The sequence below is a fragment of the Mesorhizobium sp. WSM4313 genome, assembly GCF_002294725.1.
In the GTDB taxonomy this organism is placed as follows: domain Bacteria; phylum Pseudomonadota; class Alphaproteobacteria; order Rhizobiales; family Rhizobiaceae; genus Mesorhizobium.
Genome location: NZ_NSFT01000007.1, coordinates 158,991 through 173,338, shown reverse-complemented (window position 1 = coordinate 173,338; position 14,348 = coordinate 158,991). Strand labels below are relative to the sequence as shown.

Below are 14,348 nucleotides of genomic sequence, written 5' to 3'. Positions count from 1 at the left end.
AAAAACTCCAGCTATCTGGTGATCGACAATTCGCCCGGCGCGCCCGCTAGCGAGCGTGTCGGCGACGAGGTGGCGATCATGATGATGAGGGTGAGGATGTAGGGGGCGGCGTAGAACAAATAGTAGCCCTGCGTGACGCCGACCGACTGCAGCGCGGGTCCGAGCGCTCCGGCGCCGCCGAACAGAAGCGCGGCGGCAAAGCAGCCGAGCGGATTCCAGTGCGCGAAGATGACCAGCGCCACGGCCATCAGCCCCTGACCGGACGAGATGCGCTCGGTCCAGCTGCCGGGATAGTAGAGCGACAGATAGGCGCCGCCGATGCCGGCCAGCGCGCCGCCGACGCCGGTGGCGATGAGGCGCACTGTGTTCGGGTTGAGGCCCATGGCGCGCGCGGCATCGGAACTGTCGCCGACGACGCGCACGATGAGGCCGGCGCGGGTGTTGCGGAACGCCCACCACAGGACCAGCGAAAGCACCGCACCGATCAGGAACAGGACGTTAACGTCGAGTGCCGCCTGCACCTGCGGAATGTCGGACCAGGCGCCGAAGGGAATGGCCGGAAGATTGGGCGCTTTCGGCTTGATGAACGGCTTGCCGAAGAAGAAGGCGAGCCCCGAGCCGAACAGCATCAGCGCGATGCCGATGGCGATGTCGTTGACTTTCGGGAATTTGCAGATCCAGCCATGGAACAGGCCGAAGCAAAGGCCGGCGGCCGCGGCGGCCAGCAGGCCGAGCCATGGCGAGTTGGTCATGACCGCGACCGCATATGCGGTCATGGCGCCGAAGACGAGCGTGCCTTCCAGCCCCAGATTGATGCGGCCGGAGCGCTCGGTGATGGCCTCGCCCAGCGAAACGAAGATGAAGGGCGTCGACACGCGGATCGCGCCGCCGAGGATGGCGAGCGGCACGCCCCAGAGGCCGATCCCGGTCGCATCCATCACGAGGCCCTCCGCCACAAATCGGGATTGAAGGCCTTGAAGCGGCCGTACAAGGTTTCGCTGAGCAGGATGACGATGAACAGCATGCCTTGCAGCACCAGCACGGTGGCGTCGGGCAGGTCCATGCGGCGCTGGATCAGCCCGCCGGATGCGTCGATGCCGCCGAGCAGGATGGCGACAGGGATGATGGCCAGTGGGTTGTGGCGGGCGAGGAAGGCGACGAGGATGCCGGTGTAGCCATAGCCGGCGGCGAGCGAGCCGTTGGCGCTGCCTTGCACGGCTGCGACTTCCAGCATGCCGGCAAGACCGGCAAAGCCGCCCGCAAGCGCGGTAAAGCCGACGATGAGCGGCCCGACGGCCAGCCCCTGCACCTGCGCTGCCCTGACATTGCCGCCGGCGATGCGAGCGGCAAAGCCCCAGCGGGTCTTTTCGATCAGCACCCAGGAGAGCACGCAGGCGACGACGCCGACGGCAAGCCCCCAATGCACCTCCATGCCCGGAATGTTGCCGATGCGGTAGATGTCGGCGAGCGGCTGGGTCGAGGGCTTGTTGAGCGAGGCCGGGTCGCGCAGCGGCCCTTCCACCAGCTGGTTCATCACGGCGATGGCGATGTAGGCCATCAGCAGGCTGGAAATGGTCTCGTTAACGGCCCGGTAGTGGCGGAGCGCGCCGACGGCACCGATCCAGATGCCGCCGGCGGCCAGGCCCGCCACGCCCATGGCAAGAATGACGATGAAGGAAGGCGCGCCGCCCAGCGCCACGCCTATGGCAGCGGCGCTGACGCCACCGAGCACGATGGCGCCCTCGCCGCCGATGACGACGAGGCCGAGCCGCGCCGGCAGTGCCACGCACAGCGCCGCCAGCAGCAGCGGCGCGGCCCGCGACAGCGAATTCTGGATGGAGAACCACGAGCCGAAGCCGCCCCGCCACATGGTCTCGTAAAGCAGGACCGGGGACTTGCCGACCAGGGCGATGAACAGGCTGAACAGCGCCATGCCGACGACAAGAGCCGCGAGCGGAATGACGAAAGCTTCCGCCCGCCGCGCGATCCATGCCAGCGCCGCCGGATATCCCTTGGCGCCGAGCAGGGCCGGCGCCTCCGCACTGCTGACCGTATTGGTCATGGTCCCCGTCTCCGCTCGGCTTCAGGCGGTCGAGCCGACGACACCCTCGACGAGATAGTCCATGCTTTCGAGCTCGATGGCGGTCTCGACGAAGGCTTGGCCTTCCGTCGCCACGACAGCGCCCTTGTTGCTCTTCAGCGGGCCCTTGATGACGGAGAAGCCGCCCTTCATCATTTCGGCCAGGGTGGCGTCGAATTGCTTGCGGGCCGGCTCGCCGACGGCGGGACCGAGCGGGCTCATCTTGACGAAGCCGTCGGCCAGTCCGCCGCGGGTGAAATTGGGCAGCGGCGTGCCGGCGATGAGGTCGTCGACGAACATCTTATAGACCTTCGCCCAGTTCCACTCGGCGCCGGTGAGGTATTTTTCCGGCGCCAGCGGGCTCTGGTTGGCGTGGTAGCCACAGACGAAGGCGCCGCGGCCCGCGGCCGTCTCGACCACCACTTTCGGGCTGTCGACATGGCAGGTGATGACGTCGGCGCCCTGGTCGACCAGCGCGTTGGTGGCTTCCGCTTCCTTCACCGCCAGCGACCATTCGCCGGTGAAGATGACCTGGCAGGTGATCGACGGATCGACCGAGCGCGCGCCGAGCAGGAAGGAGTTGATGTTGAGCAGCACCTGCGGAATGGGCTTGGCGGCGACGAAACCGAGCTTCTTCGACTTCGATGTGTGGCCGGCGACGACGCCGTTCAGGTACTGGCCCATGCCGATATAGCCGAAATAGGAGCCGGCATTCATCGGGTGCTTGGCCTTGTCCCACATGCCGCCGCAATGGCGAAACTGCACGTCGGGGAATTTCGCGCACATGGCCAGCATGTGCGGATCGAAATAGCCGAAGGAGGTTGGGAAGATCAGCGAAGCGCCGTCGAGGTTAATCATCGATTCCATCGTCTTCTGGACGTCGACCGTCTCGGGAACGTTTTCCTCCTCGACGACGGAGATGCCTTCGATGCCCTTCAGCGCGGCCGCCCCCTCGGCATGCGCCTGGTTGTAGCCATAGTCGTCCTTCGGGCCGACATAGATGAAGCCGACAGTGGCGGCGGCGGCGAAGGCACGGCTGATTGGAAAGGATGCCGAGGCGAGGCCGAGCGCGGCTCCCGCGGCTGAGGTCTTGAGCAGTTGGCGGCGGTTAAGCATGAATCTGTCGGTCATAGTGAATGCTCCCCTTTGGGACCCTTTTCCGGGTCGGTTAACATGCCGTCCAAGAAAGTGCATGCAACCGCCGTGCCAGTTTGTGTCTTGAAATTTATTCAATAAAATCAGCCACCAGCTCGAACGCTTATGCCTATGCCGGAGGCAATTGCATGCACTTTTTGCCTCGAAAGTAGCCAGTTTGACAGGCAGATTAAAATAGAGGCATAGAGGGCATATCCGAGTCGGAGGGCCAATGAGTCGGCCGACTCCACGAGAAGACGCGACGGAGGAAAATTGTCGGGGAAGCGCAGCTTGATCAGGTCGGGCACGACCGTGGATCAGATGGTCCGGGCGATCGGCGATCGGATCGTCACCGGCTACCTGCGCCCGGGCGAAAAGCTGGACGAGACCTCGCTCGCCGCTCGCTTCGAAGTATCACGCACCCCTGTCAGGGAGGCGCTCGGCCAGCTCAGCGCCATGGGCCTGGTCGAGAGGCGGCCCAACAGAGGCGCTATCGTTGCCGTCGTGACGCAGGAACATCTCGCCTCGATGTTCGAGAGCATGGCCGAGCTGGAAGCGATCTGCGCGAGCTTCTCGGCCGAGCGCATGACCAGCAGCGAGCGTCGCGGGCTCGAGATCGAACACCAGGCTTCGGCGCGGATGGTGCAGCTGGGCGCCGAGGAGGACTATGAGTATTTCAACACCGAATTCCATAGCCGGCTTTATCGTGGCGCCCACAATGCGCATATCCACGAACTCACCGTGATGACCCGCAGCCGGTTGGCACCCTTCCGCCGCGCCCAGTTCATGCTGCCCGGACGGCTGGCCAAATCCTGGCAGGAACACGACCTGATCGTCACCGCAATCATGCGCGGAGACAGCGTGGCTGCGGGCAAGGCCGCCAGGGACCATGTCTCTATCGTCAGCGAGGCGAGCGCGGTGTTCGCGGCTGATGATCGCAAGCCAATTCGGCGGGACGTGGCCTGAAATTTGCGAACGGTCCGAAGATGCGGTGCTGCTTCATTGACCAAGAATGCCCGCGACGGCCTTCAGCCGCGGGCATCGAGAGCGTTTCCGAGAGACCTGCGGTCAAATGTTGGCGAGCAATTCGTTGACGCGGCTTTCCATGTCGGCAAGTGCGGCATCGACGTCCTTCTGGCCGGTGATTGCAGCGCTCATCTCTTCGCCCACGATGTCCTGGATCGCGAACTGGCGCTGTACCGCGGACGGCAGCGGTCTGCCGAGATCGGCGACCGCGGCGATGGTGTTGCGATGCGGCAGCGCCTTGAAGGCGTCCGAGGCGATGATCGCTTTGTAGGCCGGCAGGTGGCCTGTGCGCGACCAATCGAAGTCATGGTCGGCGAAGAACTTCAGGAACTTGCCGATAGCCGCGGTCTGTTCGGGTGTGCGGTCCTTCTGCGAGACTGCCCAGGTGTGGCCGTCGGCATATTGCGCGTGGGCGCCGGCAAATAGCTGCGGATACGGGTAGACTGCATAGCCGCCCTTGTTGAGGGCCGTGCCCTTGGTTTCGGACTGGGCGTTGTTGTCGCCGACGACCCACGTGCCGTTGAGCTGCACGCCACCTCCACCGGCAAGGAAGGCGTTGATGGCGCCGCCGTAGTCGAGGTCCTTGGTGGTGTAGTCCTTGTCGAAGATCGCCTTGTACATTTCGACGACCTTCTTGGCTTCCGGCGTGTTCAGCTTCACATGCTTTGGATCGGCGAAGAAATCGGAATTCTGTTGGAAGAGATAGGTGTAGAGATTGCGCGTGTAGAGCGCGGTCTCATTGGCCAAGTTCTGAACGAAGTAGGGCTTGCCGGTCTTCTGCTTGAACTGTTCGGCCTGGGCGAGCAGTTCCTCGGGCGACGTCGGAAGGATCGGCGTGCCGTCGGCATTGACGAGGCCAGCCTGTTTGAAGAGATCCATGTTGATGTGATAGAGCATCGTCCAGCTGTCGATCGGCAGGCCATAGATCTTGCCGTCCTTGGTGGCGCCGTTGCGCGCCGCGTCTGTGAAGGAATCGGGTGTGACGCCGACGGACTTCAACAGATCGTCAAGCGGCATCAACAGCCCCTTGGACTGGTAATCCGAAAGCGCGGATTCATGAATCGTGACGATGTCGGGAGCCTCGCCCGAAGCAAACTGTGCGGTCAGCTGGTCATAGCCCGGCCATTCCACAGTGCTGACGCTGACGTGAACGTCGGGGTTGTCGGCGTTGAACTTGTTGATCAGCGAGGTGATGATGCCGCATTCGCCTACTGCCTTGGCGACATCGGTGTTGGTGCCGAAATCGGCATCGCAGGCACCGAAAAACCGCTGCACCGTCAATTCCGTCGCTGCAAGGCTCGGGCTTGCGAGCATCAGCACGCCCGCCGAGACCGCTGCAAACAGGACTTTCTTCATTTTCATATCAGTTCCTCCTCCTGAGTCTGCGCCACTCCACGCTGGACTGGCTTCATGCTTCAATCGCTTGCGACGCCCGCCGTCAGGCAATCTCGTCATCGCACCGCGGCGCCCGAGACGGCCGTGACGATGTATTTCTGGAAAAACAGGTAGACGATCAGGATCGGCGCGCCGGCGAACACCGCCTGCGCCATCAAGAAGCCGATGCCTTCCGACTGGGCGAAATTGGTCTGTGTCGAGGCCATGCCGACCGTCAGCGTGTACATATCCTTCTTGGTTGCCGAGATCAGCGGCCACAAGTAATCGTTCCACGCGCCGAGGAAGGTGAAGATGCCGAGAGTTGCCTGAGCGGGCACCGTGAGCGGCAAAAGAACCTTCCAGAACGTCCTGAACCGGCTGGCATTGTCCAGCATGGCGGCTTCGTCCAGCTCCTTCGGGATGGCCTTGAAATACTGGGTCATCAGGAAGACGCCGAAAGAAGCCGACAGGCCCGGGAGAATGAGCCCGTGATAGGTGTTGTGGAAGTTCAGCATGCTGAAGATCTGATGGCGGGCGACAAGCACGGCCTGTTCCGGAACTGCCAGGCCGAAGAGGACGATCACGAACAGGACGTTTCGGCCGGGGAAATTCAGCCGTGCAAAGCCATAGCCGGCAAGCGATGACAGGATCAGCGTTCCGAGCGTCAATCCTCCGGAGACGATGATGCTGTTGCGCACCCAGACGAACACCGACGAGGTGCCGATGGTGTTGATGTAGTTCTTGAGCGTATAGGGCGCCTGAAACACCGAATTCGGATTTGCCATCAGCTCGGCATTTTCCTTGAGCGACAGGCCGATAACCCACAGAACCGGCGCGACCATGACCAGGGAAAGCAGGATGACCAGAGCCAGCAAGACGCGGTCGCCGAATGCGCGTCCCTTGATGGAAATGGTTGGAGCCCTCATGCCTGACCCGCCTTGTTGCGCGTGACCAGGTACTGGGCCATGGCCGCCATCAGGATCAGGACGAACAGGACCTCCGAAGCCGCGGCACCCATGCCGAGATCCCAGCGACGGAACGCGGTGTCATAGATGTAGAGCACGATCGGCTTGGTCAGGTTGTTCGGACCGCCGCGTGTCATCAGCCAGGCCTGGCCGAACAGCTGGAACTGCAGCACGATCTGGACGATGACCACCAGGACGAAGGTGCGTTTGATCGACGGCAGCGTGATCGAGCGTAACGTCTGCCAGCGATTGGCATTGTCCAGGGCTGCCGCTTCGTAGATATCCTGCGGAATCTGCTGGAGGGCGGAGAGAAAGAGCATCATCGGCAGGCCGATGCACCACCAGACGGTGGCAATGGCGATGCCGATCATAGCCAGGCTGGGATCAGAAATGAAAGCCGGGGCGGTTGCGCCGAACCATCCGTAGATCGTCGACAGAAGGCCGACATTCGGAATGAACACGATGCGCCAGATCAGCGTGACGATCGTGACCGACAGCACCGAGGAAGAAAAGAACAGGGTCCGCAGCACCGCGGCAGTGCGCGTGCGGCGGTTGAGGCAAAGCGCGAGAAAAAGGCCGATCAGTGCCAGGGTCGGCACCGTCAGAAGCACGAAGTAGAAGGTATTCCAGACCGATTGCAGGAACACCTTGTCGTGAAACAGCCTGATATAGTTGCCGAAACCGACGAAGTTTCCGGACGAGAACGTGTCAGCCTTGTGGAAGCTCAGCCACATTCCCCAGAACAGCGGGACCAGCAGAAGCGTCGTGAAGAAGAACAGGAATGGCGCGACGAAAATGAAGTTTCGCCATTGCGGCGCGTAAATATCGACGCTTGCGGTTCTGGCGCCGGCGGCCGGAAGCGCGGTGCGCGGCGTCGCCCTTCGGTCATCCATGTCAGACCTCCCCCGCGTGCCAGGCGCGACCGGTCTCGCCGAACAGATGCGATTTCCGGCCGTCGAAGGCGAGCCCGACTTTGTCGCCGACCGCAACGCGGCTGTTGCCGGCATCCGAGCCGACGATCTGCTGGCCGTCGCCAAGCCGGGCGTAGACCAAGGTGCGTTCGCCGAGCCGCTCAAGCACATCGACTACGCCATCTGCATTGCCCTGCCCGACGGGAACGATGCCCACGTCTTCCGAACGGATGCCGAAAGTGTATTTGCCATCGCTCGTCTGGCCGGAGGCGATCTCGGTCTGAACCGACACGCCGTCCGCAAACCTGGCCGTGGCATTCCGGCTCGATCTGTCGAGCGTCGCCTCGACAAAATTCATCGCCGGCGCGCCGACGAAGCCTGCGACGAATTTGGTCGCGGGGCGGTCGTAGATTTCCATGGGAGAGCCGATCTGCTCGATCTTGCGATTGTTCATGACGACAATACGGTCGGCGAGCGTCATCGCCTCGACCTGGTCGTGGGTGACGAAGATCATCGTCGATTGCAGGCGCTGATGCAGTTGGGCAAGTTCGATGCGGGTACGGGTCCGCAATGCCGCATCGAGATTGGAGAGCGGCTCGTCGAACAGGAAGGCCTTCGGCTCCTTGACGATCGCACGGCCGATGGCGACGCGCTGCCGCTGGCCGCCGGAGAGCTGGCCCGGCTTGCGCTCGAGCAGGTGCTCCATTTCGAGGATGCGGGCGCTCTCCTTTATGCGCGCATCGATGACGTCGCGCGGCATGCCGATATTCTCAAGCCCGAATGCCATGTTGTCGCGCACGCTCATATGCGGATAAAGCGCATAGGACTGGAACACCATGGCAATGCCGCGCTTGCCCGGCGGCAGATGATCGATACGTTCGTTGTTGATGGCTATCTCGCCGGTATCGACAGTTTCGAGGCCCGCGATCATGCGCAGAAGCGTCGATTTCCCGCAGCCGGAGGGCCCGAGAAACACGATGAATTCGCGTGCCTTGATGGAGAGAGACAGATCATCCAGCACCGTCATGGCGCCGAAATGTTTGCTCACATTCCTGATCTCGATATCGGCTGTCACGTCGAGGCTCCTCCTCCTCAGCCCATGCACGACGATGCGCCTGAAGTCAGAGCTTCAGGCGGACCATCTGGTAGGAATAGGGCGGCAGCGGCAGGCTCAATTTGCCGCCCACCAGCGACGCGCCGGTCCCCTTCCTGGGACCGACATTGCTTGGGTTCTCAGCCGAATTGACGGCTTTCAGATCAGCATGCGTCATCAGCTGATGGTCGACGATCTCAGCCGCGCCGAAGCCCGCTATGTCGATCGCGGTTTCGATTTCCTCGCTCGAATGGCGGTTGATGGTAAAGAAGGTGACATGTCCGGTTTCCGTGTCATGCACGCCGGCGACGTCGACATATGAAACATCGCCGGCAACGGTGGAGCTGTAGGTCGGGCTTTCCACCTTCAGATCCAGCGCATTGCCGCGGCCGTAGACCGAGGCATAGAGATAAGGATAGAAGATCGTCTGACGCCATGCCGGGCCGTTGGGAACGGTCATGATCGGCGCGATGACGTTGACCAGTTGCGCCAGGCACGCGATCTTGACCACGTCGGAACGACGGATGAAGGTGTTGAGGATCAGGCCGACCTGCAGCACGTCCTCGAAATTGTAAATGTCTTCGAGCAATGGCGGGGCGAAGGGCCAACCCTCATTGCCGCCAAGGATCTTCTTGTCCTGCTCCTTGGAATGGTACCAGACGTTCCATTCGTCGAACGAGATGTAGACCTGCTTCTTGGAGCGCTTCTTGGCCTTGATATAATCGATGACGCCGGCGACCGAGACGATGTAGGCGTCGAGCTTCTCGCTCATGGCTAGATAGTTCGGCGCGTCGTTGGCTTCATTGTCGAAATACATGTGCAGCGAGATGTAATCCACCTCGTTGTAAGTATGATCGAGAACGGTCGCTTCCCATTCCGGATATGTCGGCATCTTGGCATTTGACGAGCCGCAGACCACGAGCTCGAGCGACTTGGAGAAGGCACGCATCGCCTTGGCGGTCTCGTGGGCCAGGCGGCCATACTCGTCGGCGGTCTTGTGGCCGATCTGCCAAGGGCCGTCCATCTCGTTGCCAAGACACCAGAGCTTGACGTCAAAGGGCTCCTTGCGGCCGTTGGCGATGCGCTTGTCGCTCCACTCGCTGCCGCCGGGATGATTGGCGTATTCCAGAAGGTTGCGGGCTTCATCGAGCCCACGCGAGCCGAGATTGACGGCAAGCATCATCTCGGTGTTCGCCGAGGTGCACCAGTCGGCAAATTCATGCAGGCCGACTTCATTGCTTTCCGACGTGTGCCAGGCAAGGTCAAGGCGCACCGGGCGCCCTTCCTTGGGACCGACGCCATCTTCCCAATTGTAAGCGGATACGAAATTGCCGCCAGGATAGCGGACGATCGGAACTCTGAGCTCCCTGACGAGATCGATGACGTCGCGACGCATGCCATTGTCATCCGCCGTCGCATGACCGGGCTCATAGATGCCGGTGTAGACCGCCCGCCCAAGATGCTCGATGAAGGATCCATAAAGCCTGGGATCGATCTTCGAGACGATATAACGCGGATGCGCCGTAACGGCCGCCTTCATGCATTTCCCTCCGAGAATATCATAAATAGTGATTTAAATCACCTTATTAGATATCAAAGGGAAACTGCATCCGTTCGTCAAGCGAAAAACCGCCAAAAGTCTGACAATTGACCGGCAGCCTCAGCCGCAAATGCTGCCAAATGCTTGAAATTCCCGCACTATTTTTGAGACCCGATTTGACGATATCAACCGGTTTTGATCCTCAGCAGAATGTCCTGATCGTAATTTCCAAATCCCTTGCCGAAAATATTGATTCCGCCGGGGCGCTCGGCGTCATCCTTGACGCCGATACGAACCCGGATCGAATGATGGCCCTTGAGGTCGAGGGCGGCGAGGCTGGTCTCGGAAATCCTAACACCGTCGACATAGGTTCCGTCAGCGGAAACCCGCCAGTTCTTCAGCTTGCCATATTGCGAGCCCTTGAGCTTCCACCAGGAGGGCGTGAAAACGCCGCGCTTGTCGCCGAAATCGCCGGGCGACGTCCAGGTGCCGACGTCGACGCCATTGATCGTCAGCGTGATGTCGGAGGGCCAGTCGGCGCTGGTGCCCGGCACTTCCGAGGACAGTTCCACCACCAGCTCGAGCTCGGTAATCTCGGTATTGGCGAGCTTGGCATTGTTGGGGAACTGATATTCGACGAAGCCGCGCGTGAACCACAACAAACCGGCCTTCATACGGTCCGGATCCAGGAAAGTGTTGGGAACATCGAGCAGACCGATGATCCCGTCCGGCGAACAGAGACCGCAGGGCGCGGTGACCTCGAAGCCGGTGTAAAGCCCAATCGGCATCGATACTTCGATCGCGTCGTTCTTGAGCGCACGATACTCGCTCTTGAAGACCACGAGCACTTCCTCGGCGGTCGGATAGCAGATCTTCTGGCTGCCTTTCTTCGCCTTCTGGTTTTCGGTGCGGATCAGGCCCGCATCCTCAAGCACCTGGATATTGGTCGAGACCGTCGACTGCGGCAGCGACAGCACGGAGGCTATTTCGTTGACATTCATCGGGCCCTTCTCATGCAGCAGCCTCAGCATGGAAATGCGCGCCGAAGAGGCAAGGCCCTTGAGGACGGCCATGCCCTCCTCAGGCTCGATCACCAGAAAATTGCGACTCAATGGATTTCCAGCCTATGCGATTTGAACCCGAAATCAGCTTGTATATCGGGATAATTGATTCAATCAATGCGGCGGCGGTACTCCATGCACCTTTTTGGTTGAGCGGCCGCGAAGAGGCCATTTGTTCCTCGGCAGGCTTGCCGCCTCGTGCGACCTAGCCAAGCAGGACGTCGGGCGCGCCATTTACCGGCGCCGCGAAACCCTCACCCCAGCATCTCGCGGATCGCCTGCGCCAGCCGCTCCACCCCGTCCCGCGTCTGCGCGGCATCACACGCCGCATAGCCCAGCACCAGGCCTTGCGTCGGGGCCGTGTTCTGGAAATATTTCGACAGCGGCGAGACGTTGATCACCCTTTTTGCTGCGGCCTGGCTGACCTTGATGTCGTCGATGCCATCCTTGAGATAGCCCACCACCTGGATGCCGGCTTCGGCGGGGGACAGCGTGATCTCATCGCGCAGGCGCTCGGTCACGATCTCGCGAAAAAGCTGGCGGCGCTGGGCGTAGATGCGGCGCATGCGCTTCAGATGCCGGCTCATATGGCCTTCGGTGATGAAGTCGGCCAAGGCGGCCTGCAGCAGCAGCGGCGCAAACTGGCCGGTGGTGGACAGTGCGTTGACGATGCGACCGGCGAGCTCTTGCGGCAGCACCATGAAGCCGAGGCGCAGCGCCGGGAACAGCAGCTTGGCGAAGGTGCCGACATAGATGACGCGGCCGGAACGGTCCATGCTCTGGATCGCCGGCACGGGGCGGCCCTGAAAGCGGTATTCGCCGTCGAAATCGTCCTCGATCACCCAGGCGTTCGTGGTCTCGGCGATGTCGAGCAGGCGCAGCCGCTCCTCCATGCGCATGGTGATGCCGAGCGGATGCTGGCAGGCCGGCGTCACATAGATGAGACGGGGCGAGAAGGTTGGAGCATCGAGGCGCCAGCCGCGCTCCTGGTCGACCGCAATCGGCAGGATTCTTGCGCCGGCCACGGTGAAGGCGGCCTTGGCGCCGTAATAGCCTGGCTCCTCCATCCACACCGTGTCGCCGGGATCAAGCAGCAGGCGGGCCAAAAGATCGAAGGCGGCCTGCGCGCCGGTGGTAATCACGATCTGCTCGGGGCGGCAGCGCACGCCGCGCGCGGAATAAAGATAACCGGCGATCGCCTCCTTCAGCGCCGGGTGGCCGGTGACGTCATAGGTGCCGAACAGCGTCTCGCCGCCATGGCTGGCGCGGCGCGCAACCAGGCGGCCCCAGACGCCGAAGGGAAAGCTCTGCGCATCCGGCATGCCGGGGTGGAAGGCGACATGCCCCGGCCGGCCGTGATGATAGGGCTGGCTGAGCAGCTGCTGGCCGCGCAGCGAGGGCTGGCGCAGCGGCATAGGCGGCTCCTCGGCCGGTGTCTCGCGCGGGCCTTCGGGCAGGTCGACGATGACCGGACGAGCGCCCTGGCGATTGGCGAGATAGCCTTCGGTGACGAGCTGGTCATATGCGGCGACGATGGTGTTGCGGCCAAGGCCGAGCTCGGCGGCCAGGGCGCGGGTGGAGGGAAGCTCCGAGCCTGGCGCCAGCGTGCGGTTGCGGATGACGGCGACGAGGCCGTGATAGAGCTGACGCGACAGATGCTCGGGGCTCGAGCGGTTCACGGCCAGCATGTCGAGCGGGAACGCCTGGGGTTTGGGGTGGGAGCGCATGGTTTACACCCCGCAATGGCGTGCCGCGACACGCTTGTGCTGCAAGGTCGAGTTCCTTCGCCCCCCTCTCTGTCCTGCCGGACATCTCCCCCTCAAGGGGGGAGATTGGCAGTTCAGGCGTCTCGCTTTTCTTTGCGGCGTCGGCGATTGGCGAAAGCCGGCGCGACATCCGATCTCCCCCCCTGAGGGGGAGATGGCCGGCAGGCCAGAGAGGGGGGCCTCGCGCCGACGATCAATGATTTCGAGGTTGCCCATCTACCCATCCTGCCACACCCGCCTCTCCGCACAAACTGGTTCCTTCATTTACCAGAAAACTGGCCCTCGCGATGGAGACAGAGCGGCGTAGACTTCGCTCAATGACGTTGGGGTAAGACGCCGACAAAACATCTGAGGCGCGGCGCTGGGAGGGCGTCGTGCCGAACGAACGGCAGGGTTTCGCCCCGCCGCCGGCAACCGCAGCATCTCCTCCCGAGACAGGACACCCCGCAGCCATCATGGCTGCGGGGCGGAAAGCGAGCAATGACGACAGTTCGACTTGGCATCAACCCGATCACCTGGACCAATGACGACGTGCCGGAACTGGGCGGCGACACGCCGCTCGAGACCTGCCTCAGCGAAACCGCGGAGGCCGGCTATGCCGGCACCGAGCTTGGCGGCAAGTTCCCGCGCGAGAGCCGTGCGCTGAGGCCCATCCTCGACCATTACGGGCTGGCGCTGGTCTCCGGCTGGTATGACGGGCGCATCTGCGAGAAGGAGGTGGACGAGGAGTTCGAGGCGATCCGGCCGCATCTGACGCTGCTTCGCGACCTCGGCGCCAGGCGCGTCGTCTATGCCGACACCTCGCGCGGCCGGCATGGCGCGATCCACGACCCGATCTCGCAGCGGCCGAAGCTGATGGACGGGGAATGGAAGGCCTATGGCGCCAAGATCACCCGGCTCGCCGAGCGGTTTTCCGATTTCGGCGTCGGCATGGCCTTCCACCATCACATGGGCACGATCGTCGAGACCGACGCGGAGATCGACAGGCTGATGCACAGCACCGGCGAGGCGGTCGGCCTGCTCTACGATACCGGACACTGCGCCTTTTCGGGCGGCGACCCGGAGCAATTGCTGCGCCGGCATGTCGAGCGCGTCGTGCATGTCCATTGCAAGGATGTGCGCCCGGCCATCTTAAAGAAAGCGCGCGAGGCCGACATGAGCTTCATGGGCGCGGTGATGGAAGGCATCTTCACCGTGCCGGGCGACGGCGCGATCGACTATCCGACGCTCTTAAAGATACTCGCCGACCAGGGCTATTCCGGCTGGCTGGTGGTCGAGGCCGAGCAGGACCCGGCCAAGGCGTATCCCTTGACCTACGCGACGATGGGGTATCGGAATCTGAAGAAGCTGGCCGAGGGCGCGGGCTTCTACGTCCACGAGCGCAAGGCCTGAAGAAAA

12 protein-coding genes are annotated in these 14,348 nt (G+C 62.4%); 2 read left to right on the top strand and 10 right to left on the bottom strand.

Annotated elements, in window-relative coordinates; all coding sequences use genetic code 11:
• Positions 1-11 precede the first annotated feature (11 nt).
• From CK219_RS17915 to CK219_RS17905, 3 genes are read right to left on the bottom strand one after another with little or no spacing between them, the layout of a single operon-like run.
• The gene (locus tag CK219_RS17915) at positions 12-938 is read right to left on the bottom strand and encodes an ABC transporter permease (RefSeq protein ID WP_095768064.1); all 927 of its coding nucleotides are present in this window, start codon (positions 936-938) and stop codon (positions 12-14) included.
• Complete coding sequence (locus CK219_RS17910) at positions 938-2,062, bottom strand: ABC transporter permease (RefSeq protein ID WP_095768063.1); 1,125 nt, start codon at positions 2,060-2,062, stop codon at positions 938-940. The genes CK219_RS17915 and CK219_RS17910 overlap by 1 nt, the downstream gene beginning before the upstream one ends.
• Before the next feature lie 21 nt (positions 2,063-2,083).
• Positions 2,084-3,211 (bottom strand): BMP family ABC transporter substrate-binding protein, encoded by a 1,128-nt coding sequence (locus CK219_RS17905; protein ID WP_095768062.1) that lies wholly within the window; start codon positions 3,209-3,211, stop codon positions 2,084-2,086.
• 324 nt (positions 3,212-3,535) lie between these two features.
• Here CK219_RS17905 and CK219_RS17900 point away from each other — a divergent pair, with 324 nt between their 5' ends.
• A complete protein-coding gene (locus CK219_RS17900; RefSeq protein ID WP_245340520.1) occupies positions 3,536-4,180 on the top strand; it encodes a GntR family transcriptional regulator in 645 nt (214 codons plus the stop codon).
• Between the two features lie 102 nt (positions 4,181-4,282).
• On the opposite strand, the gene CK219_RS17895 is transcribed toward CK219_RS17900, so the two are convergent.
• From CK219_RS17895 to CK219_RS17865, 7 genes are all read right to left on the bottom strand, one after another.
• Entirely contained in the window at positions 4,283-5,602 is a 1,320-nt protein-coding gene (locus CK219_RS17895) for an extracellular solute-binding protein (RefSeq protein WP_095768060.1), read from the bottom strand.
• 89 nt (positions 5,603-5,691) lie between these two features.
• Positions 5,692-6,540: a carbohydrate ABC transporter permease gene (locus CK219_RS17890; RefSeq protein WP_095768059.1), complete on the bottom strand. Its 849-nt coding sequence runs from the start codon at positions 6,538-6,540 to the stop codon at positions 5,692-5,694.
• Positions 6,537-7,472 carry a sugar ABC transporter permease gene (locus CK219_RS17885; RefSeq protein WP_095768058.1) on the bottom strand — a complete coding sequence of 312 codons (936 nt, stop codon included), beginning with the start codon at positions 7,470-7,472 and terminating at the stop codon, positions 6,537-6,539. The genes CK219_RS17890 and CK219_RS17885 overlap by 4 nt, the downstream gene beginning before the upstream one ends.
• 1 nt (position 7,473) lies before the next feature.
• Complete coding sequence (gene ugpC / locus CK219_RS17880; protein WP_095768057.1) at positions 7,474-8,565, bottom strand: sn-glycerol-3-phosphate ABC transporter ATP-binding protein UgpC; 1,092 nt, start codon at positions 8,563-8,565, stop codon at positions 7,474-7,476.
• A gap of 46 nt (positions 8,566-8,611) precedes the next feature.
• The gene (locus CK219_RS17875; RefSeq protein WP_095768056.1) at positions 8,612-10,123 is read right to left on the bottom strand and encodes an alpha-N-arabinofuranosidase; all 1,512 of its coding nucleotides are present in this window, start codon (positions 10,121-10,123) and stop codon (positions 8,612-8,614) included.
• 185 nt (positions 10,124-10,308) lie between these two features.
• Positions 10,309-11,235 carry a helix-turn-helix domain-containing protein gene (locus CK219_RS17870; protein WP_095768055.1) on the bottom strand — a complete coding sequence of 309 codons (927 nt, stop codon included), beginning with the start codon at positions 11,233-11,235 and terminating at the stop codon, positions 10,309-10,311.
• Between the two features lie 203 nt (positions 11,236-11,438).
• The gene (locus CK219_RS17865) at positions 11,439-12,911 is read right to left on the bottom strand and encodes a PLP-dependent aminotransferase family protein (RefSeq protein WP_095768054.1); all 1,473 of its coding nucleotides are present in this window, start codon (positions 12,909-12,911) and stop codon (positions 11,439-11,441) included.
• A gap of 519 nt (positions 12,912-13,430) precedes the next feature.
• On the opposite strand from CK219_RS17865, the gene iolE reads away from it, so the two are divergent.
• A complete protein-coding gene (gene iolE, locus CK219_RS17855) occupies positions 13,431-14,342 on the top strand; it encodes a myo-inosose-2 dehydratase (RefSeq protein ID WP_095768053.1) in 912 nt (303 codons plus the stop codon).
• Positions 14,343-14,348: the final 6 nt, after the last annotated feature.

Bases quoted from the DNA above. Each gene is read 5' to 3' on its own strand.
- CK219_RS17910 (WP_095768063.1), bottom strand. From the start codon at position 2,062: ATGACCAATACGGTCAGCAGTGCGGAGGCGCCGGCCCTGCTCGGCGCC.
- CK219_RS17885 (WP_095768058.1), bottom strand. From the start codon at position 7,472: ATGGATGACCGAAGGGCGACGCCGCGCACCGCGCTTCCGGCCGCCGGC.
- CK219_RS17900 (WP_245340520.1), top strand. From the start codon at position 3,536: ATGGTCCGGGCGATCGGCGATCGGATCGTCACCGGCTACCTGCGCCCG.
- CK219_RS17875 (WP_095768056.1), bottom strand. From the start codon at position 10,123: ATGAAGGCGGCCGTTACGGCGCATCCGCGTTATATCGTCTCGAAGATC.
- iolE (WP_095768053.1), top strand. From the start codon at position 13,431: ATGACGACAGTTCGACTTGGCATCAACCCGATCACCTGGACCAATGAC.
- CK219_RS17905 (WP_095768062.1), bottom strand. From the start codon at position 3,211: ATGACCGACAGATTCATGCTTAACCGCCGCCAACTGCTCAAGACCTCA.
- CK219_RS17915 (WP_095768064.1), bottom strand. From the start codon at position 938: ATGGATGCGACCGGGATCGGCCTCTGGGGCGTGCCGCTCGCCATCCTC.
- CK219_RS17890 (WP_095768059.1), bottom strand. From the start codon at position 6,540: ATGAGGGCTCCAACCATTTCCATCAAGGGACGCGCATTCGGCGACCGC.
- CK219_RS17865 (WP_095768054.1), bottom strand. From the start codon at position 12,911: ATGCGCTCCCACCCCAAACCCCAGGCGTTCCCGCTCGACATGCTGGCC.
- CK219_RS17895 (WP_095768060.1), bottom strand. From the start codon at position 5,602: ATGAAAATGAAGAAAGTCCTGTTTGCAGCGGTCTCGGCGGGCGTGCTG.